This is a genomic window from Flavobacterium cupriresistens, assembly GCF_020911925.1.
Lineage (GTDB): Bacteria > Bacteroidota > Bacteroidia > Flavobacteriales > Flavobacteriaceae > Flavobacterium > Flavobacterium cupriresistens.
The window spans coordinates 2,723,398-2,745,718 of record NZ_CP087134.1 but is presented as its reverse complement, the minus strand read 5'-3'; the positions used below and the strand labels follow the sequence as shown (position 1 = coordinate 2,745,718).

Sequence of the window (22,321 nt, the reverse complement as noted above, 5' to 3'; positions counted from 1 at the left end):
TAAAAACGCAAATTATATATCCGTTAAATTACGATTTAAAGCGTGTAAGTTATCAACACAATTGTGATAAATTCCAAAAAATAAATTCCAAATTCCAAAAAAGCAACCTCTTTTTATTAAAAAGGCACTTTTTTAAAATTCCAAATTCCAATTTTGAAATAGAAAATCCGAAACAAACATTTAAAATGTTGTTTCGGATTTTAAAAAATGTTTCAAATCCACCCAAAATTTGGAATTTGGAATTTGAGGTTTTGGAATTTATTTTTTAGTAAAGTCCCCTACATAAATAGAAGTCATTTTATCCAGACTGATATACTTTTTCAATACCGTATTTACTTCCTGAATTTTCAATGCTTTAACTTTGCTTTCTAAATCATCGTAATCTTCCAATGGGATTCCGTAAATAAGATGTGTATTCACAAGCCCCATCAAAGTATCATCGCTTCCTAATCTGGTTTTTCTTCCATTCTGCCAGCTTACTAAGTTTGTTTTTAATTCCTCCTCCGTAAATCCGTCTTTTAGTGCTTTTGTGATTTCTTCTTTTGTAGCCGCTTCAACCGCTCCTTTTTTAGTTGGATTTAGAAAAGCATAATATTCCCAAAAAGCAACATCATTATCAACCGGCACATTGATAAATGAACCAGCTCCATAACTAATTCCTTCTTTTTCTCTTAATCGCATTGGGATTCTTGCCGTCAAAAAGCCACCACTTCCAATGATTTCATTCACCATAATAAAGGCTGGATAATCCGGACTTTTTCGATCCATTTTTAAGCTGATTTTTCCAGTTGCCACAGCATTTTCTTTATCCGGAGTAATATAGTCTTTGTCGACTTTCTGACTATCAAAATAAGTTGGTTTTGCACGTTCGTATTTAGACTTCGAATTCCACTTCCCAAAAGTATTTTCAAGAATTTCGACTGTAGTTTTAGTATCTAAATCTCCAATAACACAACCTACCCCATTATTTGCTCCTAAAATGTTTTGGTAAAAATCTACTAACTCGGATTGTTTTATCTTTTTAAACGCATCTATTTGTTCTTGAATTGTTGCCGTGTAGAAGATATTTCCTTTCGGATATTTAGCCGTTAATCTTGAAATTTCATTAAAGGCTATCGCCTGAGGATCATTAAGATTGGATTCTAAGTAGGTATTGTATTCTGTAATTGTCTTTTGCAGCTCATTTTCAGGAAAGGTAGAATTAACCAGTAAATCACCTAATATGCCCATTACATCTTTGAAATTCTCTTTATAGGTATTAATATTAACCGATAAAACTTGTTCTGAGAAACCAAAATTCACACTAGACTTCAATTGATCTAACTGATCCTGAATTTGTTCTTTTGTTCTGGTTTTAGTACCTGTTTTAAGCAATTGTGCCAAAATTCCTCCAACATCTGCTTTACCCTCTAAATCCTTCTCATTACTTACATAGAATTTAAAACTCGCCTGAACCTTGCCTCCTTTTATTTCTTTTTTAACCAATCCGTATTTTGCACCATTACTTAATTTGCCTTCAACAAGATTTTGCTTTAAATTTTTTATGGAAGCTTCAAATGGAGCTGCTTCTTTTTCGATTGCTTTTCCTTTGTAGTCTTTCGTTAAAGCAACCAATTGTTCGTCGGTATATTCTACCGCTTTCAGTCTTTGTTCGTCTTTTGACGGAATAAATATACCTACTGTTCTGTTGTTACTTTTAAAGTATTTTTCTGCTACTCTTTGTATATCTTCCTTTGTCAGTTTTTCAACCGCATCTCTATAAATAAAACCAAGTCTGTAATCTCCTGCTCCAATAATTTCTGTCAGACCAACTGCAAACGAAATAGTATTGTTTTTTACACTTTCAATTTGTTTAATTAATTTTGCTTTAGCTCTGTTTACATCTTCATCTGTATATTTTGTAGTTGTAATTTTATCTAATTCTGCTCTTACGATATTTTCGGTCTCTTTAATATCTTTATCGTTTGGCACTGCAACTCCAAAATACATAAAACTTGCATCTTTTACGGTAGGCTGCCAAGTGTAGATACTTGAAACTTTACGTGTTTCTACCAAAGATTTATACAGATAACCTGATGGATCTGCCGTTAAAATTTCAGCCAACGCATCAATTGCAGCATAATCTTTATCTGCATATGGTGCGGTATGATACACTGCCCCAACATTTTTGCTTTCACCTGCTCTTTTTAGTTCTACAAACTTTTCTCCGTCCTGAGCCGGTTCGAGTGTGTAAGGCTTAGCCAAAACTCTTTTCGGTTTTGGGATCACAGCAAAATACTGTCCAATATATTCTAATGCTTTCTGCTCATCAAACTTACCTGCAATAACCAAAACTGCATTATCAGGCTGATAATACTTTTCGTAAAAAACTCTTAATGTATTTGCTTTTACACGTTCAATATCTTCTTTACTTCCAATAGTACTATTTCCGTAGTTATGCCATAAATAAGCTGTTGACAGGATTCTTTCTTGTAAAACTGCGTCGGGATTATTTTCACCTATTTCAAATTCATTTCTAACAACAGAAAATTCTTTATCTAAATCTGCTTGTAAAATTGTCGAATTAATCATTCGGTCGGCCTCCATCTCGAGACTCCATTTCAGGTTCGCATCACTGGAAGGAAAAACTTCATAATAATTGGTTCGGTCAAACCAGGTCGTTCCGTTTGCATTTCCTCCTTTATCGGAAAGCATCTTTTTTATGTCTCCCAAATTTTTAGTACTCTTAAAAAGCATGTGCTCCAACAAATGCGCCATTCCTTTTTCGCCGTATCCCTCATTAATCGACCCCACTTTGTAAACGATATTTACAATCATATTACTTTGTGAAGCGTCCGGAATTAAAAGAACTTTTAATCCGTTATTTAAAGCATATTCCTTTACCCCTTCTACATTTGTAATGTATTTAGGCTGTTCTTTTTTCTGAGCGTAAACAGAACTTATTACACCCAATGAGCAATACAAAATTCCCCCAAGCACTAATTTTTTCATATTTTTATTCAATTATAAAGTAAACTATTCTTTTATGACTTTATCAAATATAGTGCTTTTCAAATACAAAATAAATAATTTAAAATCCACTTTAATAAAAAAATCCGAAACAAACAGTTAAAATGTCGTCTCGGATTTTCTGAAATTATCGAAATTCAATTGGGGTTTGAATTTTATTTTCTACTCTATTAAATTTTAAAATTACACTGCTGCGCCGGAGTTTGTTGTTGCAACAGCTGCCTTTAAATGGGCTGCATTTGCACGTCCGCTTGGGTCTTGATTTTCCTGCCATTTTGGTATCCATTTTCGAACGGTTTGCGCCGCACTAACCTGTGGATAATATTTATGAAAAATGGAACGGTACAAATAGGCTTCTTTGGTAGTAGGAGAATTATACGGAAACTCTGTATTTGCTCCTTCTAATTGCTGATCAGAAACCTGAGTCGCACAATATTCGATTAATTCATCAATCCAATTATACCCCACTCCATCCGAGAATTGTTCTTTTTGACGCCATAAAATATCCGATGGCAAATAAGGCGTTTCCGGGGTATCAAATGCTTTTCTTAAGATGTATTTTTCGATTCCCTCGTATGTTTTAGGCTGTTTTTCTTCGGGTTTAATCAACATCGTAACATCCAGAAAGTTTCGGTCTAAAAACGGAATTCTTGTTTCTAAACCATTTGCCATTGTAGATTTATCGGCACGCAATAAATCGGCCGTAAATAATTTTTGGACTCTCTCGATACTTTCCTTTTGAAATTCTTCTGTTGATGGAGCATTTCTGAAATACAAATGTCCTCCAAAGATTTCGTCAGCACCTTCTCCGGAAAGAATTGCTTTTACTCCTTTATCGGCAATCGCTTTAGACAACAGGTACATGGGCACACTGGCTCTAACCGATATGATATCGTAGGTTTCGATATGAAAAATTATTTTTTCTAAAAGTCCAATTCCTTCTGCTACTGAAAAATGAACTTCATGATGGTCTGTTCCCAAAAATTCAGCCGCTTTTCTGGCAGCAATAGCATCGGGTGCATTCGCATCTAAAGCAATCGAAAAAGTTTTCAGTTTTTTTCCTTTGTCAGCTTTCAGTCGGGAAGTGATGGCCGCAATTAAAGAAGAATCCAAACCACCGGAAAGCAGTGCTCCAATGGGCACTTCACTCATCAAACGTTTACTCACCGCTGCTGTAAGACTTTCTCTGATCAAAGACAATTCAAGATCCTGACCTGCTTTTTCATAATCCTCATACTCCGGACGGTAATATTTCACAAAACCTGTTTTTGGAGTATAATAATGCCCCGGAGGGAAAGTTGAAAATGTTTTGCATTGATCTGCAATTGGCTTCATTTCTGAAGAAAAGTAAATTCTTCCTCTTTCGTCCAAACCATAATACAGCGGTTTTACTCCCAATGGGTCTCTGCCGGCAATATAATCATCACCGTCAACGATTACGAAAGTCCAGTCACCATCTAATTTGTTACAAAAATCATATCCATACTCTTCGTACAAATGCACGATCACTTCTGAGTCTGATTTTGTTCTGAAAGTGTGGTCTTTCAAAATTCCATTTCTTAATTCCTGGTAATTATAAATTTCACCATCGTGCACCATCCAGGCTTTATTAGTCCCCTGAATAGGTTGTTTCCCTGAATTAAGATCTATAATCGACAAACTCTCGTGACAAATAATGCTTCCATTTTCCATGATCTGATAACCTCTTTCATCAGGACCACGGTGCGACATTCTTTCAGAAAGCGCTCTAACGAGCTGGGGATCTTTTCCTTTACCGATAACAGCTAATATTCCGGACATACTATTCTTTTTTTTATTTCTAAATGTTATTCAAAGTAAACATAAACCTCATTTTATGCCACTTTCTAAATTAAACTTAAATCACTCTCTTGAGTAATGTCAAATATAAAAAAGAAAGTTAAATAATTCCCAAATTATTATCTCAAGTAGCTGAAATAATACAATTTATTATCTTAAACCAAGAAAACGTCCTTACAATTAAGAACGTCTTTCCTGATACTAATTAATAAACAAAACCCCTTTATGCTTTAGCGTAGGCATCATCATGAACGCTGGCAACAGCTCTTCCTGATGGATCATTCATGTTTTTGAAAGCCTCATCCCACTCCAAAGCGATTTTGGTACTACATGCTACACTGGCTTCCTGAGGTACACATAATGCTGCTGCATCACTTGGGAAGTGTTCTGCAAAAATAGAACGGTAGTAATATTCTTCTTTTGAAGTTGGCGTCTGCAACGGAAATTTAAATCTGGCATTTGCCAATTGTTCATCTGAAACTTCTCTTGCTACTACTTCTTTCAAAGTATCAATCCAGCTGTATCCTACTCCATCAGAAAATTGTTCTTTTTGTCTCCACGCCACACTCTCGGGCAACATTTCTTCAAAAGCTTTACGAACCACCCATTTTTCCATCGGATGTTCTTTGTTGATCATTTTATCTTGTGGGTTGATGCGCATGGCAACATCCATAAATTCTTTATCCAAAAATGGTACACGTCCTTCGATTCCCCAAGCTGCCAGACTTTTGTTGGCACGCAAACAATCGTACATATGTAGTTTCCCTAATTTGCGTACGTTTTCTTCGTGAAATTCTCTTGCGTTTGGTGCTTTATGAAAGTATAAATAACCTCCAAACAATTCATCAGCTCCTTCTCCCGAAAGGACCATTTTGATCCCCATTGATTTAATAACTCTCGCCATCAACCACATCGGAGTCGATGCTCTCACTGTAGTTACATCATAGGTTTCTAAGTTATAAATCACATCACGAACTGCATCTAAGCCTTCCTGAATTGTAAATTTAATTTCATGGTGAATAGTTCCGATATGATCTGCAACAACTCTCGCAGCTGCCAAATCAGGTGAACCTTCCAGTCCAACTGAAAAAGAGTGCAATTGTGGGTACCAGGCATCTGTAGTATCGTCTGACTCAATACGTTTTTGTGCATATTTTTTAGCTACTGCTGAAGTAATAGACGAATCTAAACCTCCGGAAAGTAAAACTCCGTAAGGAACATCACTCATCAGTTGTCTGTGAACGGCTGCTTCCAATGCTTTTTTAATTTCAGGAATACTTGTTTCGTTGTCTTTTACCGCATCGTAGTCCGTCCAGTCTCTTTTATACCATTGTACAAATTCACCGTCTTTACTGGTCATATAATGTCCCGGAGGAAACAATTCAATTTTTGTACAATACCCTTCTAAAGCTTTCAATTCTGATGCTACATAAAAAGTTCCGTCCTGATCCCAACCAATGTATAACGGAATAATTCCCATATGATCACGAGCGATAAAGTACTCATCTTTGTCTACATCATAAATTGCAAATCCGAAGATTCCGTTCATTTCGTCAATAAAATGAGGGCCTTTTTCCTTGTAAAGTGCTAAAATAACTTCGCAATCACTTTCGGTTTGAAAGTCGTATTTTCCTTCAAATTGTTTGCGTAATTCTCTGTGGTTATAGATTTCACCGTTTGCTGCCAAAACCAATTTTTTATCTGCTGTAAACAAAGGCTGTTTCCCCGAAGCCGGATCTACAATTGCCAAACGCTCATGAGATAAAATTGCTTTATCGTTGCTATAAATACCGCTCCAGTCCGGTCCACGGTGACGGATGATTTTAGACATTTCTAAAACTTGAGGTCTTAAACTTTCTGCTTTTTGCTTCAGATCAAAGGCACATACAATTCCACACATAACTATATCTTTTTATTTTATAAATTTTATTTTGATAAGGCAAAGATGCAGTAATGGTTACAATTGAAAAACACAAAAGCTAATTTCAGTTATAATTTAAAACCATAAAATCAATTTTACATATAAAATGTAAAATTTTAGTATAAAAAACAGGTTGGAACTTAAAAATTTTAATTTTTAAAAATAATTCTGGAAGAAATATAGTCTGGCAATTTAGAAACAGCCACTTGCAATTTAGATTGATTTAGCTTTTTTGCATTTTCATCTTTCAAATTGTAATTATAATTATCAAACAAATAATACATTAATACTCTATTATAGTCGTCCAAATCAGTATCAACTATCATATTTAGCAAATTCATTTCCACTACTGTAGGATTGGAACTTTCAGAAAGAGCACGCCCAACCCTATTTATATTGGAGAAATAATGGTTCTCGGATGGATTTTCTATTCTTAAAGATATCCCTAAAATCAAATCTAAAACATTTATATCTAAAACCTCAATCTCCTTGATATACGTATTTCTTGCCCCTTGAGCATAACTCCCGTCACTAGCCCTGTCAAAACGATCATTCATTATATTAAGGTGAGATCGAAGAAAAATTTCCCATTTTGTAGTTTCTGCAGAAAGCATTGCAATATTCAAAGCATGTACTCTTGGGCTGTCATCCATACTACAGCCACCAATAACCCGCCTGTTTCTTTTTAATTCGAGTTCTTCCCTTTTTCCAATAAAACGACCTACATATTCTTCAAATTCTTCGTCTGAGGATTTATTTATTTTCGCTTCAATAAATGCTTCATTCAACATTAAATCAAAATTTTTATCAGCCTTTTCTATAGAATCTAATCGAGTAAATTTTACGGATTCCCATTTTTCTAAATTCTTTTGGTAAACCTTATATTCTTTTTCTGCAAGCTCTTTATTCGCTATATTCTCTTTATTCTTTTTCATTGAATCAGCATCGAAAGCCATTTCGTCATAACCATAAATAAGAGATAATTTCTCATAGCTAAAACTTGGCTTTTTCAAAGTATTATTAACATACTCTTTAAATTTTGTTGCCTTGTTTGGCAAACTATCGAAATATCTAACACCTGAGTTTTTTGCATCTTTATAAAAAATTTGCGCAGTTGTGTCTATTAAACAATCCGCATACTGAATTAATTTAGCATACTTATCTACAATTGGTTTTGACTTAAATTCTTCTATAAAATAAAAAGCACGTAATGACTCCTTTGAATACTTTGTTTTTTCCTGATATTCAAAAACCCATTTACCTTTAAAATTATTGTTATAAGAATCTATCTCATTTTGACTAGAACTTATTGTCTGTCTTTGCCTTTCCCCTAATTCTAAGCTTGAAAAATTTACATTTTTCACATGTTCATAATTAGTGTAGTGAGATTTTATCACAACTAAGTTCTCATCAAAAGTAGCCTTTGGATACTTCGTTTTAAAGTCGGAATACGATATATTATTTTCCAGATCTTTTTTAGCTTCTGATGCATCGGATTTGTTTATCTCAATAAAATTGACTTTTGTCTGGGCAGAGGAAAGAAAGATCTTCTTGAAATCACATACTTTAAATTTCAAATTCAACGAATCAACAATATGCTTCAGTTTTCCAACTGAGTTTTCAGAATAAATCAGTCCATTATCGTAAACTTTAAATTCTGTATTCTGAGCAGTTAAATCCATGCAAAACAAAACCATCAAAACAAAAAATATTCTCATAACTTTCTTCTTTTAAATTAATTACAAAACACTTTCAATAGTATAATGTGTTTTATTAATCTCAAATTCAAACCCTACTTTATTACCCATTAAATGATTCCCCAACGGAGATTGAGGCGAAAGTGCAATAACGTTTATACCATCAATTGTAATTTTAGGAAGTGCTACACTGAGGTATAAATAAATTCCGTTAGCCTTTACCAAACTCCCTAAAACTATATTTTCTGTACTTTTTGATGCTTCAATTTTATCTAAAACGGCTTTTTGGGTTATGGCTTCTTTTAGTTTATTCGTTAACTTCTCTTGCTCAATATGCATCATCGACAAAGCGGTTTCGTGTTTATCGCCGGCTGATCCTTTTGCATCGTTTTTAGAATCTTCGGTCAAGGCCGAAATCATGTCTCTAAAAACATCAATGCGGTCCTGAACCATTTGTAGATAATGGGAATATATTTTTTCTTTGAAAGTCATTTTTTTTTTGAGGGGCTAAGTTACTGAGGTTCTAAGTTGCTAAGATTTTTGTTTAACCGCAAGGTACGCGAAGGTTTACGCAAAGATCGCAAATTAATCTCATTTTATTTCTAAAAAAAATTAGCCGCGAATTAACGAATATCATTAAAGAATAATTCGTTAATTCGTGGCTAAAAAAACTTCGCGTTCCTTGCGTAAACCTTCGCGCACCTTGCGGTTAACCCACTATACTTAAAAGTCGAACTTATAATTTCCTCCTCCTAAAACCTGGAAGCCCTGCACCGGATAATTTAGCCATTTTTCATAGGCCTGATTACCAATATTATTAAGTTTCAAAAAGAAAGTCAAACGTTCGCTGAACTTATACCCTACGTGAGCATTGGCATCAAAATAGCTTTTTAAAGTAACCGGAGTTGCAACGGGTGCAATAGTCAAATTAGTCTGCATGTCTTTACGATCTCCCACATAAAAAACATTTAAACCGGCGTACCACTGTTTTGTAATAGTAACATCCAGATTAGAACTCAATTTAACCGTTGGTAAATTCCATGCTTCTAATTGGCCGTCATTTTTGTAACTATTGAAAGTTCCATTGATTCCAAAACTGACATTCTCGGAAAAATCAGCTTTTAATTCTCCATAAAAACGGAATGTTCTCAGGTCCTGATAAACCACTCCAAAAGAGTTTCCGTAAGCATAGTTTTCATTTGAGATAACTTCTGTATAATCATTACTTTTAAACAAGGCTCTGTCTTTTTCATTCAAATAAGATCCTGTAATGTTGTAATTGATATTATTAGCCAATTTTCCTTTTAAACCTGCAAAAACAGTGTATTGATTGTTTGTAGGTTTCACAGCGAGCGTTGGTGATAAAAACGGATTTTCGGTCACAAAATCAGCATAGGAATTCTGATTTAGTCCACCATTTACTCCCGTATAAAAAATCATCAAATCCCCTACTAATTTATACGAAGCATTTACTTTTGGATACAGATAAAACTTATTTCCACTGTTTTCAGAATCTAAACCATAAAATATTCCGGCTCCTAATTCCAAGGTCCAATCATTTTCCAGAATCACAAAACTAGGTTCAATTCCAAAATTGGTAAGGCTGTATTTTAAAGGCTTCGTATTATCACGGGCATAATTATTTTCGAACGAGCCGCTTACATGATCAATAATAACATTTGTATTTATAGATTGATCCATTACCTCTACTTTAAACGACGGCTTTACATAAAACCGGTTTTCAGAAGAAGAAAAACTATCTGAGAAATTAGTAAACCTTGCTTTTACTTTGCTAAAAATGCCTTCATTAAATTCAATATTTCCACCTAAAGAAATGGTATTATAAGAATGATTTGGATTCATTTTATTCACTAAATCAAAACGCTCACCCGGAAGCAATGTCGCACCAAATTCGGCAGGTAAACCGTACCAATTGTATATTTGATTCTGGTATCCTAAATCTACCGCCCAGGACATATCGCGATTGTCAACACCATACCCAACATTTAAGGCTGTGTCGTAAAATTCATCATTTAATTCTATATCCTTGATACCTCCCTGAGAAGAATGATGGCGAAACATTCCAGTAATATAATCGCTGTTTCCCAGATCCTGCGTTACAAACAATTCCCCGTTTAGAGTTCCATAATTTCCAACTCCAACAGTGGCGTAATTACTGAATAAACGTTCTTGTTTTGATTTTTCAACCCCTTCTGCTTTTCCTTTTGAGGGTGTAAAAGTCGAAGCCACCGGAACCGATAAAATACTGTATTTGATCGTTTCTTTAGGTTGATTTCCTGAATCGTCAAGCGAAGGAGTTTCTTTTACTTTAAAGGCATCCGAAATGGTTGGTGAATAAGGTTTTACAACATTTACCGTTTCTGTCCCAATGCTCTCCTCTTTCTTCTGCGAAAAGGAAAGCTGAAAAGCAAACAGCATTATCAAAATGATGGATTTATTCTGGAAATTAATTTTCATATTTCTCTTATTTTGTAAAAGGTGTTTTCGTAAAATGTAAAAGGTCTTTTTAAGGCATTTTACATTTCACTTTTCACAAATTACATTTTACATTATCTTATTTCTTAATTTATCTTTCTATTCTAAACTTCCCAATCACCCTTGGCGATAAACTGACTTTTGCCTCCAATTTGTATGGCAAAATTATCTTCTGTTAATGCTCCTTTAAAATAAATCTGCGACGGACGGTTTATATAATCCCCCTGCTGATTTATTGTTTCAATCTTAGCCGAGTGGTATTTTAAAAGAAAAGCCTGTAAACACGTACTGGCACTTCCCGTTGCAGCATCTTCAACCAATTGGTTGTGTTCTACGCATAACATTCTGCTTATTATTTTTGAATCTTCCCAAACATAAAAATAAAGAGCCCTGTGGTTTGTTTTGCAATTCTTTATCAGCCAATCGTTCATTTTATCTTTATCGAGAACCAAAGCTTTTAAGACTTCTGTGTTTTTTAAAGGAACAATTACAAAAGCACTTCCCGTTGTCACTTCCTGAATTGGGTATTGCACATAAAAGTCATCACTTTTCAGATTACTGAAGGATAAAAAACCTTCCTTATCAAACGCCTCTAAAAACTCCGGTTGAGCTGCTTTTAACCAAATCAAATCCTCCGTTTTATGAATCGGAATTTCACCAATCGGAACCTGAAGTGTAATTGCTTCAGGAGCATTTTGGAATATTTTATGCATCAACACCCAAGAAGTTCCAATAATCGGATGTCCGGCAAACTTCATTTCGTGTGCCGGCGTAAAAATTTTAATCTCTGCTTTATTGTTTTCAAAATCAAGCTTTGTAATAAAAGTGCTTTCAGCGAAATTTATCTCTTTGGCTATTTTTTGCATTTCTTCCGAACTAAGATTACCCGCCTCTAAAAAAACCGCCAACTGATTTCCGGCGTATTTTTTTTCAGCAAAAACATCAATAATATAAAATGGTAAAGTCATGTTTGTAAAATCTATTTTGTGAGATGTACTTTGTGATTTGTGAATTGTAAAATGTATTTTGTGAGTTGTAAAATGGAAAACATTTCACTTTTAACTTTTAACATCTCACATTCAACATCTCACCTAAAAAAACTATTTCGTAATTGATGAATTTGTTTTTGACTCCTCTAACTTAATAACACTTAGTTCTTTTTTAGCTTCCTCTACTACATCCGGATAATCAGTAAAATTGTTAATTACATTATCTAAAATATAAGTCGCCTGATAACTGTCTTTTAATCCGTAGAAATTTTCGGCCATCAAAACCAAACTCTTTGCTCCGTAATACTTATAAGCGGAGTAGCTTTTGGCTAATTTCTGAACGGAAACATTTGAGGCTTCAAATTTGCCTTCTTTCGTTTTAAAATAGGCATCATAATACAAGGCTTCGGCTGCTAATTCTCCTTTTGATGTTGCAGACAATTTTGCATACGCTGCTTTTGCTTTGTCCTGATCTCCGGTTTGCATGGCAGCACGTGCTACAATAATTTGTGCATCTGATTTTACATTGGCATCAGCTTTTGGATTTTGCAAAACCTTATCTGCATAAACTACCGAATTGTTATAATCTTTTTTATCATAATAACACTTCATTAAATTCGCCTGAGCGAAAGTTTTATTCTGAGGAAAGTCGGCTTCGTCCTCTAAACGAACCAATACGGGAATTGCTTTGTCACAGTCTTTTGCTTTCAAGAAAATCTGAGACAATCGGCTTAACGACTGTTCTGTGAATTCATTTCTTGGCTGATCAATCACATATTGGTAATTGGCTACCGATTTATTTTCGGAACCTTCTGCATAATACAACTGTGCTACGTGAAAATTAGCCTCCACTGCATGAATCCCGGATGGAAATTTAGCGATGTAACCTGCAAGACCTGTAATAGCGGCTTTGCTGTTATTTTGACTGTACTGTTTAAAAGCTCCTTCGTACGTATCGTTATCCAATTCTGCATCTGTAACCGCAACAAAGTCCAATGTTCGTACCCAGGTAGCATATTCATCTACTTTTCCTGAGTCAACGTAGATTAATCTTGCTGTTGAAACGGCTTCTAAAGCTTCTGATGTTTTTGGAAATTCAGCCGCTACTTTTTTAAATTTAACTAAAGCCTGTTCGTCACGATCTGTATTGTAATAAATCAGACCTTGTTTCAGAATAGATTTTGAAGTAAACGAACCGTTTTTGTACTCAGAAATTAACTGATCGTACGTTTTAATCGCTAAATCATTCTTTTTCTGAGCAACGTAGGTATTCCCCAATTCATATAAAACATCATCTCGGTACGATGATTTTTTATACATCAGCAGGAAATTATTCAGTTCCTCGATTTTTTTGTCGTTTTTAGACATAAAACCATACGAAAGTGCTTTTTGATATTGTGCATAATCGGCATCAACGCCTTTTGCATCAATTGCTTTTGCATAAGCTTCCATCGCAGGAGCATATTTTGCAGTTACAAATCGGCAATCCCCTAAGCGTAAATACGAATCATTCAAACGTACTTTGTCTTCTTTTGAATTGTCAATTTGTGCTTGAAAAGAATTTCCGGCCTGATCGTACTCTTTTAGTTTAAAATAAGCGTAAGCAATATTATAGTTAATGTTTTTGTATTCTTCTGTCGTTTTAGCACCCGCCAAACCAGCAAATTGTTTGTAACTCAACAATGCCGATTGAAAATCGTCAGTTACATATTCTGATTCTGCCTTCCAGAAAGTTGCACGTGCTGTAAACTCAGGATTCTTTTGCTCTTTGATCGCAGTATTGAACATCTTTAACGCTTCTGCATAATTGGATTCCGAATACAATTCCAGACCTCTATAAAAAAGCACTTTTTGGTAAGCTAGTTTGTTTTCCGCAGATCTGTTTTTCTCTAATAAAACCAAGGCTTCTTTATAATTTTTAGAAGAGATATAAGAATCAACTAATAATTTTTCTACTTCACCTTTACTGGAATTGTTTGGGTATTTTTTCAAAAAATCAAGCAAAATTCCCGGAACCGTTTGATATGCATTCCCGATTTCATAGCTCAACTTAGCGTAATTCAAAGCGGCATCTTCCTGAATTTGAGTATTGAACTCCATTTCAGACGCGTTTTTAAAAGCATTCAGAGCTTCTTGTTTTTTACCCGTATTCAGGTAACTTAAACCTAAATGATAGTAGGCATTTTGTGCAACGAAATCTTTTCCTTCAATAATTTTATTAAATTGAGAGATAGCACTTTCGTAGTTTTTTTGCTCGTAATAGGCATATCCTAATTGATAAAAATCGGTGTTGTTCCACTTTCCTTTTTTTCCTTTGTATTCTTCTAAAAACGGAATCGCTTTGTCGTATTGTTTTAGATTGAAATAACACTCTCCGATGATTTTATTCAATTCTGATTTTTCAATTTCATTTGATTTGTTCATTGCTTTTTGCCCTAAATCAATTGCTTTTTGAAAATTTCCTAATTTAAAATTCATATCAGCCTGATAGTATGAAAGCTTTTCTTTGTACTTTTCTTCGCCTGAAACCTCATCAAAATATTTGGTTGCTTCTTTATAATCGTCGCCTTCATAGGCCATAAATCCTAAGTAATATTTGGCCTGAGAACCAAACTCGGCGGAATTAACCACTTTATTAAAATACGTGGTGGCTTCCTTCTTCTTTTTAGCATTAAAATAGCTGTAGCCTTTTTGAAAATTAAACTTATCCAGATCAGACTTGCTCATGTAACTTTCGTCAACTTTATCAAACCATTGCAACGCTTTTGGATAATTTCCCTGCTCAAAGAAAAAATGAGCAACTTCAATATAAGCCTGATTCTGCTTAGTACTGGTTGGATAATCGGTTACAAACTTTTCCATCAGTTCATCTGCATTCGGCTGATTGGTTCTAATGGCACAGTTGGCGATATAATAAGCACAATCGGACTGAACTTCTTCTGTCGTTGCATTGTTTTTTACATATTCAAAAATAGGTTTTGCCGAAGCATATTGTTTGTCTTTGTATAAAGCCAGTGCTTTGTCAAAATCCTTTAAATCGTAGGTATAAATAGCTGATTTTTGTGCCGAAACCGTCGTCGAAATAAGGATAATTTGGAATAAAAAGAACCAGGAAAGTCTACGCATTTTAGTTTTATTTAGTATTCAAATTTATCATTTTCTACCGTTTATAACGAAACGTTTCAATCTTTTATTATGATTCTTTTTTTTAATCGTGCTTATTTAACAGCTTATTAATCCTCAAAATATTGGTTCTCAAATGTTCTAAAACTATTATTTTTTATAACGTTTTCTTCAGAAATGATTAAAATTTATTTTGAATCCAACCGTTATCTTATTACTTTTACCATTCAAATCAATTTATTATGTCACAAACCGTACTGTCTCTTAAAGAAGTAACTATATATCAGGAAGGAAGAAAAATTTTATCTCATATTAATTTAGATGTCCAACACGGAGAATTCATCTACATAATTGGAAAAACCGGTTCCGGAAAAAGTAGCTTCATGAAAACTTTATACGGTGATTTGCCTTTAAGCGAAGGAGAAGGTCACATTGTTGAATTTGATTTGGCTGCTTTAAAAGAAAGCGAAATCCCGTTTTTGAGACGTAAAATCGGAATCGTATTTCAGGATTTCAAATTGCTACCGGACCGCTCTGTAAAAGACAATATGCTTTTTGTTCTAAAAGCAACGGGCTGGCATGAAAAAGAGGCAATGGAGCACAAAATTGATGAAGTTCTGGACAAAGTAGGTATGAAGGAATTTGTGAACAAAATGCCACACCAACTTTCGGGAGGTGAACAACAACGTGTTGCCATCGCAAGAGCTTTACTAAACGATCCTGAATTTATTTTGGCCGATGAACCAACCGGAAACCTTGATCCACAAACAAGTTCTGAGGTTTTAGAGGTATTGAAAAAAATCAATGCTAACGGTAAAACGATTATCATGGCCACTCACGATTATGCTTTATTGATGAAATTCCCTTCGAAAACATTAAAATGTGAAGATGAGAGGATTTTTGAAGTCGTGCAAAGATCAGTGTAAACTTGCTTAATTATTTTTCGAGAATTAGAATGTCCTGGTAGTCAAACAGATTTTTATTTTGTCTGTTTGCCCAGCTTCCATATATTTTCTTTTTTAATTTTAAATTACTTTGAGTAATCATATTCAATAAATACTCTTCCTCGAAAGCTATGTTTGCTGAAGGAACTTTTTGATTCATAAGTCTGTAACCTTCCTCTTTATAAGGAAAATTGAATGCCGAATTTTGTTTTGAAATGGCAGTTTCTATTTCATCATTATAAATAAAAAATGTAGACAAACATTTTCCTCCGGGTTTTAATACTCTACTAATCTCATTGAGATAGTTTTGAACCTCGACTGGCTGCATGTGTGTGAACACTGAAAATAAAAACACCGTATCAAAAGAATGGTCACGGTATGGAAATACAAAATTTTCAGCCTTTTGACTTGTTAAATAATACAAATCGTTATTTAAAGGAATGTATTGGAAATTAAAATTAGGGAAATCTTTAGTTATATTTTTTTTGCACCAAAGAATTCCTTTTTTAACCACATCAAAACCTTCATATTTAGCCTCATTCTTCAAAAATTGTGTCAATGGAACGGCTGCTCTTCCAATGCCGCAACCTATATCCAGGACTGCATGATTAGATTGCAAAGAAGCTAACTGTTCTAAAAGCATTAAATGATGTTTTCCCTGAGCAACAAAATCACCCGAGCCAATAAAAATATCTCCTTTATTTGGAACAAACTTATTCTTACGGCCTCTAAGTAAATCAAAAAAATCTATTGGAAAATAGTATATTTTTCTAACCAGAAGTCTCGATTTTGGTGAAATTGTATAATAAACAGATCTTAGATTCATTTGATGTTTTATTTTTTTTTCAGAACTTTGAAATCAATTTTGTAAACATAAGAAATCGTTTAATAAAAAACATTTTCTTTACAATAATAATTAAAGAAGATTTTTTTCATGCTGTCGATACTTATTCCGGTTTACAATTATAACGTTTATCCACTTGTTTTAGAAATCAAACAACTGGCTGATGCTTTAGGAATCAAATATGAGATCTTAGTGCAAGATGATTTAAGTCAAAAATTTATTATCGAAAATACGGCAATAACTGCATTGCAAAATTGTAGTTATTCTATAAACCACCAAAATTTAGGCAGAGGAAAAAACATTAATTTGTTATGCTCAAAATCAAAATACGAATATGTTTTAATTTTGGAAGCGGATAGTTTCCCTTGTACTAAATTATATCTGAAAAACTATGTTGTGTTACTCTCAAGATCAACTACAATAATTTTTGGCGGTGTTAAATACACTGATAGTATTCCTCCGAAAGAAAAAAAACTTCGATGGAAATATGGCTTGTACCGAGAAACCAAGTCTCTAAAACACAGACTTAAAAATAATTACGATTTTGTTTTTACCTGGAATTTAGTTTTAAGAAAAGATATCCTTTTAAAATACCCATTCCCCGAATTCATTACTGAATATGGTTATGAAGATTTAGTTTTCATAAAAAACCTACAGTTGAATTCTGTACCCATACATCATATTGAAAATCCACTAATACATGACAATACTGAATCCAGCAAAGATTTTATAGCAAAAACAGAAACAGCTGTAACTACTTTATATACCTTAATAAACTCTCAAAAGTTAGCTTACAAAGATGCTAAACTAACTTTAATCTACTTATTTTTAAAAAAAGCAGGTTTAATTGGGATTATTAAAGCTATTTACACAAAAAGCAAGCCGTTCCTACTTAAAAATCTAATGTCTGACAATCCTAATTTATACCTGTTAGATTATTACAAATTAGGTTATTATTGTAATCTAAAAAAATAAGCACATGGCATTTTTTTCTGTAATTATTCCGTTATACAACAAAGAAGACTATATTGAAGACACTATAAAAAGTGCTCTCAATCAAACTTTTACTGATTATGAAATCCTTGTAATTAACGATGAATCTACGGATAAAAGTAAAGATCTAGTGCTTGGGTTTACTTCTGAAAAAATTCATCTTTACAATCAAAAGAATCAAGGAGTTTCTGTAGCCAGAAATCTTGGAATTGAAAAATCGAAAGGTAAACTTATTGCTTTTTTGGACGCTGACGATTTGTGGTTTCCCAATCATTTGGAAGAACTATCCCGTTTGTATCATAATTTCCCTCATTGCGGAATTTACTGCTCCCGATATAAAATAAAAATGACTAAAAATCATTTTCAAATCCCTTATTTCAATGGCATGGATAATTCGTATAATGGAATCGTAAAAAACTATTTTTTATCCAACAGTCCTTTCAGGGTTACATGGACTTCTTCTTTAGCTATTCCAAAAGAAGTTTTAAAAAAAACAGGTGGGTTTACTCCTGAAGTATCTAATGGTCAGGATTTAGAATTATGGACAAAAATTGGAATTCACTATCCAATAGCTGTTACAGATCAAATTACGGCGATTTACAACAACACTATTCTAAACAGTTTATCTAAGAAAAACATTAATTCGATGAAATTAATGAACTTTGATCAGTTTAAAATTTTAGAACAGCAAAATTCTTTTCTGAAAAACTTTCTTGATTTATACCGAATAGAATATGCCCTGCGCTTTTATACATTTGGATACAGGGATAGAAAAAACTTTTATTTAAAAGAGGTAGACAAACAAAATCTCAGCCTTAAAATCCGATTTTTATTTTGTTTACCCCCTTTCATTTTACGTCTCTTTTTAAAGCTTAAAAATACTTTAAAAAAGGCCGGAGTTGATTTTTCTATTTACGGTTAACATATTTTATAAATTCATCAAAATCTCTGATATAATCATCCTCTATATATATTTCAGAAGCAACAACCAAACAAACTGATCCTGAAGAAAAATTTTTCAATTCTCTCCACACACCTGAGTTAATCAATAAACCAACATTTGGTTTATTTAGTGTTATTGTATTTTCTTCTTCCCCATTGTTTACAACCACATCAAAACTTCCTGACACTGCTATTAAAAACTGACGTAAATTCTTGTGGGCATGACCACCTCTTACTGAACCACTTGGAATATCATAAACGTAATAAACTCTCTTAATTTCAAAAGGAATTATTTCATTTTCTATTACAGAAAGGTTTCCTCTTCTGTCTTCTATTTTAGGAAGTGCTATAATCTGTATTCCTTTACTGCTTATTTCCATTTTGAATTATTCTAATTTTTTTACTTCCTTCTTTTGCACTTTTAAGGACTGTCCTAATATCCCTGAAACTTAACCTATTTTGCTTTAAATCAAAAAATAACTTTATCATTAACCATAAAAAATATTTTCTTGCGAAAATCCTTGTAAACAATGCTCCTTGCAGATGATATTTTTCGATTCTATTTTGCTTCTCAGAAGAGGTTAATTTCTCATGTTTGGCTATTATTTGCGGTACAAAAACAAGTTGTTGTTTTCTGTTCTTTAAATCAAACAAAAAAACAGCTTCTTCTCCAATTTCAAAAATTGCTCCTAATCCAAAGCTTTCGTCAAACCGAATATTGATTTTATCAAGAACCTCTCTTTTTAAAGTAATTTCTATTGAACTTGCATTAAGGATATCGAAACTACTTAAATTTTCTTTTGAAACTAAAGGGTATTTTTTCATCAATTCTCCCCTTGTTTTTAAAATACTAAAATTAATTACGGCGGCATTTTTAAATTCATTATGCGCCTTAATTATTTTAGCAATAAACCCCTCTTCATATACGACGTCATCATCAGCGATAAGTAAAATCCTTCCAACAGCATTTTCAATGGCTAAATTCCTGCTTCTGGACAACCCTCTTTCCAGCGAATTTATTACTCTAACATTGGAATGATCTGAATTTAAAAATTTTCCTTTTTGAGTTTGATTTACTATTAAAATAGAAAAGTCAGAAAAAATGGAAAATGGAAACATTGGTACCAAAAAATCTAATGAATCTCTGTCCATTGTCGAAATTAAAATTTCTACCTCTTGCTCTCTAATAAAATTTTCCAATTTCTTTATCTTTAAAACAAATGTAAAAATACTAAACTAAAAGAATCAATTTTAAAGACTACTTTTTGGTTTCTTCCGTTTTAATGATTAAAATAGTACGATAAACTACTTTTATATTTCCTATTTTTGAGTACTTAATAAAGTAATTTTAATCTAGTAATTTCGGTTATTTTTATGCAAAACCATCCAGTAGTCAGCGTTATATGTTTGTGTTATAATCATGCACCGTTTATAACAGAGTCACTCAACGCTGTATTAAACCAGACTTACAAAAACGTAGAATTGATAATTGCTGATGATTCTAGTACTGATAATTCTATTGAAACTATTAAAAATTGGCTTAAAAATCACCCTGACATTAAGTTTATCTTTAATGAAACCAATTTAGGAAACACAAAGACTTTTAATAAAGCATTACAATTTGCAAAAGGAAAATACATCATAGACTTAGCTGCAGATGACATATTACTCCCTAATTGCATTGAAAAACAAGTAAATACGTTTTTAGAATCAGAGCCAAAAAATATAGGAATTGTTTATGGAAATGCAGAATTAGTAACTCAGGATAACAAACACCTGCGTTATTATTATGATGTCAATGCTAAAAAGGAAGTATTAGAGAAACCTCCATCCGGCAATATTTATCTGGCAATGCTTAGTCAAAGCAGTATGATTTGTTCCGTTTCTTCAATGATAAAACGAGAAGTTTTGGAACAGTTAAATGGCTATGATGAAAATTTAGCCTATGAGGATCTAGACCTTTGGATTCGGGTATCCAGAAATTACGATTTCGAATTTATTGATTCCATTTTAATTCGAAAAAGAGACCTTGAGAATTCACTTGGAAATCAATTCTTTAAAAAATTAAGTACACGAACCAGAAAAATGAATCATTCCACTTATCTGATAATCAAAAAAGCAATTGTATTAAACCAAACAAGAGAAGAAAACAAGGCCCTGTTAAAACGACTTCACTATGAAATGGTAAAAGCTTATGAGACCATAGATATTTTACTTTTTATCCGATATATTCCTTTAGAGCTGCGATTAAGGTTTTGTTGAAAGGGTATAAGTATTTTTTTTAGGTTTATAGTTTAAAACATTATTTACATCATACTTTTTAAAAAAATACGTAATATTTAAATCCTCTTTTATACCATTTCTATAATCATATTTAGAAACCATTTTAAAAGACTGACTATCAATAACCCTGCCTTCTTCTTCAATTAAATAATAATCTCCAAATCGATTATAGAAGTATTGAATTTTTATTCTATCTCCTCTTATTTCGAATCCTCCCCAATCCCATATCTCTGCATTCTTATTAACAAAATTAGTTTTAACTTTGAAAAAATAATCATAATTATCAATCATACATTCAAGATTTTCAAAAGAACTTTCATAGGTATTATTTTGAATATTATTACAGCGCTTTTTAAAGTAATCACTATCTGATTCTGAACTCACAACTCCAATTTGCTTGTACAGCCCGTTTTTAAATAGTATTCTTACAGTGATTGATTTACTATCTTGATTTTTTGAAAAATTATAAGCATAATAATACCCATTAGTCTGAATTCCATCAATAATCTGCCCTTCTTTAAAATTGAAATCATTCCTGTTATGTACTATCGGTGCACAAGAATAATTAATAACAAAAAATAGTAAAGTTAAATAGTTTACCATAAGGTATATTTATTTTACGTTTGGTATTGAGAATAATCGACCCAATTTGTACGATACTTACCAATCTGCTTTAAATTTTGTATTTTCACCATGTAACTTATGCTTTAAATAAATATATCTTAAGGATGTTTGTTTATCTTCCAAAAACAAAGTATCAGCATGAACTTTTAGATAATATTGCTTTTTCCCTAAATTATAAGTTTCATCAATTGGAACAATAATTTCAATTACTGTGTCTTTCTGCTTGATAAAAGAAATCCCCCTAGACCCCCTCTTTAATGGATCTAATTTTGGCAAATTAAATAAGCTATCTTTATTAATTACAAAATTACTCACACATCCATTTCCATAAAACTTTAGTCCATTTATAAAACTGTTAAATCCTTTTTGAGAATTAAAGAATTTATCTTTTGGATCTAGATAAAAGCTCTCAATATAAACAGAATTAATATCTATCATTTTTAAAAGCGCTATTTCATATTTATTCCTATAATTTTTATGAAAGAAAAATTTATCTACAGGGATTTTGCTAATTCCATCATCTAGTTTTTTATATTTAATTGTCTCACATGAAACAAAAAAAAATCCTAATATTAAGCAAAATTTCACCATGTTGCAAATGAATTATTTGTTCTATATTGAGAATAGGGTCCTATTAA

Annotated in this window: 17 protein-coding genes; 4 read left to right on the top strand and 13 right to left on the bottom strand. The window is 32.8% G+C overall.

Annotated features, from left to right (window positions below; all coding sequences use genetic code 11):
• Window positions 1-258 precede the first annotated feature (258 nt).
• The 8 genes from LNP23_RS11780 to LNP23_RS11745 all read right to left on the bottom strand — a co-directional run bounded on the left by LNP23_RS11780 (window position 259) and on the right by LNP23_RS11745 (window position 15,056).
• Window positions 259-2,991 carry a M16 family metallopeptidase gene (locus tag LNP23_RS11780; protein ID WP_230005037.1) on the bottom strand — a complete coding sequence of 911 codons (2,733 nt, stop codon included), beginning with the start codon at window positions 2,989-2,991 and terminating at the stop codon, window positions 259-261.
• A gap of 201 nt (window positions 2,992-3,192) precedes the next feature.
• Entirely contained in the window at window positions 3,193-4,809 is a 1,617-nt protein-coding gene (asnB, locus tag LNP23_RS11775; protein ID WP_047775533.1) for an asparagine synthase B, read from the bottom strand.
• A gap of 241 nt (window positions 4,810-5,050) precedes the next feature.
• Complete coding sequence (gene asnB, locus LNP23_RS11770) at window positions 5,051-6,727, bottom strand: asparagine synthase B (RefSeq protein WP_230005036.1); 1,677 nt, start codon at window positions 6,725-6,727, stop codon at window positions 5,051-5,053.
• Window positions 6,728-6,897: 170 nt separating this feature from the next.
• Complete coding sequence (locus tag LNP23_RS11765; RefSeq protein WP_230005035.1) at window positions 6,898-8,466, bottom strand: hypothetical protein; 1,569 nt, start codon at window positions 8,464-8,466, stop codon at window positions 6,898-6,900.
• A gap of 21 nt (window positions 8,467-8,487) precedes the next feature.
• The gene (locus tag LNP23_RS11760; RefSeq protein WP_047775527.1) at window positions 8,488-8,937 is read right to left on the bottom strand and encodes a hypothetical protein; all 450 of its coding nucleotides are present in this window, start codon (window positions 8,935-8,937) and stop codon (window positions 8,488-8,490) included.
• Between the two features lie 231 nt (window positions 8,938-9,168).
• Entirely contained in the window at window positions 9,169-10,923 is a 1,755-nt protein-coding gene (locus tag LNP23_RS11755; RefSeq protein WP_047775772.1) for a TonB-dependent receptor, read from the bottom strand.
• A gap of 122 nt (window positions 10,924-11,045) precedes the next feature.
• The gene (locus tag LNP23_RS11750; protein ID WP_230005034.1) at window positions 11,046-11,909 is read right to left on the bottom strand and encodes a PhzF family phenazine biosynthesis protein; all 864 of its coding nucleotides are present in this window, start codon (window positions 11,907-11,909) and stop codon (window positions 11,046-11,048) included.
• A gap of 132 nt (window positions 11,910-12,041) precedes the next feature.
• Window positions 12,042-15,056: a tetratricopeptide repeat protein gene (locus tag LNP23_RS11745; RefSeq protein WP_230005033.1), complete on the bottom strand. Its 3,015-nt coding sequence runs from the start codon at window positions 15,054-15,056 to the stop codon at window positions 12,042-12,044.
• A 239-nt stretch (window positions 15,057-15,295) separates the two neighbouring features.
• On the opposite strand from LNP23_RS11745, the gene LNP23_RS11740 reads away from it, so the two are divergent.
• Window positions 15,296-15,979, top strand: a complete 684-nt coding sequence (locus LNP23_RS11740; RefSeq protein WP_047775522.1) for a cell division ATP-binding protein FtsE — start codon at window positions 15,296-15,298, stop codon at window positions 15,977-15,979.
• Between the two features lie 10 nt (window positions 15,980-15,989).
• Here the strand turns inward: LNP23_RS11740 and LNP23_RS11735 are convergent, their stop codons facing one another.
• A complete protein-coding gene (locus LNP23_RS11735) occupies window positions 15,990-16,823 on the bottom strand; it encodes a class I SAM-dependent methyltransferase (protein ID WP_230005032.1) in 834 nt (277 codons plus the stop codon).
• A 108-nt stretch (window positions 16,824-16,931) separates the two neighbouring features.
• Here LNP23_RS11735 and LNP23_RS11730 point away from each other — a divergent pair, with 108 nt between their 5' ends.
• Together LNP23_RS11730 and LNP23_RS11725 are read left to right on the top strand one after the other, a co-directional pair.
• Window positions 16,932-17,816, top strand: a complete 885-nt coding sequence (locus LNP23_RS11730) for a glycosyltransferase (protein WP_230005031.1) — start codon at window positions 16,932-16,934, stop codon at window positions 17,814-17,816.
• A 4-nt stretch (window positions 17,817-17,820) separates the two neighbouring features.
• A complete protein-coding gene (locus tag LNP23_RS11725; RefSeq protein WP_230005030.1) occupies window positions 17,821-18,756 on the top strand; it encodes a glycosyltransferase family 2 protein in 936 nt (311 codons plus the stop codon).
• On the opposite strand, the gene LNP23_RS11720 is transcribed toward LNP23_RS11725, so the two are convergent.
• On the bottom strand, window positions 18,743-19,156 hold the full coding sequence (locus tag LNP23_RS11720; RefSeq protein WP_230005029.1) for a sugar 3,4-ketoisomerase: 414 nt from the start codon (window positions 19,154-19,156) through the stop codon (window positions 18,743-18,745). The genes LNP23_RS11725 and LNP23_RS11720 overlap by 14 nt on opposite strands.
• Window positions 19,140-19,976: a glycosyltransferase family 2 protein gene (locus LNP23_RS11715; protein WP_230005028.1), complete on the bottom strand. Its 837-nt coding sequence runs from the start codon at window positions 19,974-19,976 to the stop codon at window positions 19,140-19,142. The genes LNP23_RS11720 and LNP23_RS11715 overlap by 17 nt, the downstream gene beginning before the upstream one ends.
• 174 nt (window positions 19,977-20,150) lie before the next feature.
• Here LNP23_RS11715 and LNP23_RS11710 point away from each other — a divergent pair, with 174 nt between their 5' ends.
• Window positions 20,151-21,038, top strand: coding sequence for a glycosyltransferase family 2 protein (locus LNP23_RS11710; RefSeq protein WP_230005027.1), 888 nt, complete (start codon window positions 20,151-20,153; stop codon window positions 21,036-21,038).
• Here the strand turns inward: LNP23_RS11710 and LNP23_RS11705 are convergent.
• Entirely contained in the window at window positions 21,024-21,662 is a 639-nt protein-coding gene (locus tag LNP23_RS11705) for a hypothetical protein (RefSeq protein ID WP_230005026.1), read from the bottom strand. The genes LNP23_RS11710 and LNP23_RS11705 overlap by 15 nt on opposite strands.
• Window positions 21,663-21,719: 57 nt before the next feature.
• Window positions 21,720-22,274, bottom strand: coding sequence for a hypothetical protein (locus LNP23_RS11700; RefSeq protein ID WP_230005025.1), 555 nt, complete (start codon window positions 22,272-22,274; stop codon window positions 21,720-21,722).
• Between the last annotated feature and the right edge of the window lie 47 nt (window positions 22,275-22,321).

Excerpts from the sequence above, each read along its gene's own strand:
- LNP23_RS11780 (WP_230005037.1), bottom strand. The coding sequence starts at position 2,991 with ATGAAAAAATTAGTGCTTGGGGGAATTTTGTATTGCTCATTGGGTGTA.
- asnB (WP_047775533.1), bottom strand. The coding sequence starts at position 4,809 with ATGTCCGGAATATTAGCTGTTATCGGTAAAGGAAAAGATCCCCAGCTC.
- asnB (WP_230005036.1), bottom strand. The coding sequence starts at position 6,727 with ATGTGTGGAATTGTATGTGCCTTTGATCTGAAGCAAAAAGCAGAAAGT.
- LNP23_RS11765 (WP_230005035.1), bottom strand. The coding sequence starts at position 8,466 with ATGAGAATATTTTTTGTTTTGATGGTTTTGTTTTGCATGGATTTAACT.
- LNP23_RS11760 (WP_047775527.1), bottom strand. The coding sequence starts at position 8,937 with ATGACTTTCAAAGAAAAAATATATTCCCATTATCTACAAATGGTTCAG.
- LNP23_RS11755 (WP_047775772.1), bottom strand. The coding sequence starts at position 10,923 with ATGAAAATTAATTTCCAGAATAAATCCATCATTTTGATAATGCTGTTT.
- LNP23_RS11750 (WP_230005034.1), bottom strand. The coding sequence starts at position 11,909 with ATGACTTTACCATTTTATATTATTGATGTTTTTGCTGAAAAAAAATAC.
- LNP23_RS11745 (WP_230005033.1), bottom strand. The coding sequence starts at position 15,056 with ATGCGTAGACTTTCCTGGTTCTTTTTATTCCAAATTATCCTTATTTCG.
- LNP23_RS11740 (WP_047775522.1), top strand. The coding sequence starts at position 15,296 with ATGTCACAAACCGTACTGTCTCTTAAAGAAGTAACTATATATCAGGAA.
- LNP23_RS11735 (WP_230005032.1), bottom strand. The coding sequence starts at position 16,823 with ATGAATCTAAGATCTGTTTATTATACAATTTCACCAAAATCGAGACTT.
- LNP23_RS11730 (WP_230005031.1), top strand. The coding sequence starts at position 16,932 with ATGCTGTCGATACTTATTCCGGTTTACAATTATAACGTTTATCCACTT.
- LNP23_RS11725 (WP_230005030.1), top strand. The coding sequence starts at position 17,821 with ATGGCATTTTTTTCTGTAATTATTCCGTTATACAACAAAGAAGACTAT.
- LNP23_RS11720 (WP_230005029.1), bottom strand. The coding sequence starts at position 19,156 with ATGGAAATAAGCAGTAAAGGAATACAGATTATAGCACTTCCTAAAATA.
- LNP23_RS11710 (WP_230005027.1), top strand. The coding sequence starts at position 20,151 with ATGCAAAACCATCCAGTAGTCAGCGTTATATGTTTGTGTTATAATCAT.
- LNP23_RS11705 (WP_230005026.1), bottom strand. The coding sequence starts at position 21,662 with ATGGTAAACTATTTAACTTTACTATTTTTTGTTATTAATTATTCTTGT.
- LNP23_RS11700 (WP_230005025.1), bottom strand. The coding sequence starts at position 22,274 with ATGGTGAAATTTTGCTTAATATTAGGATTTTTTTTTGTTTCATGTGAG.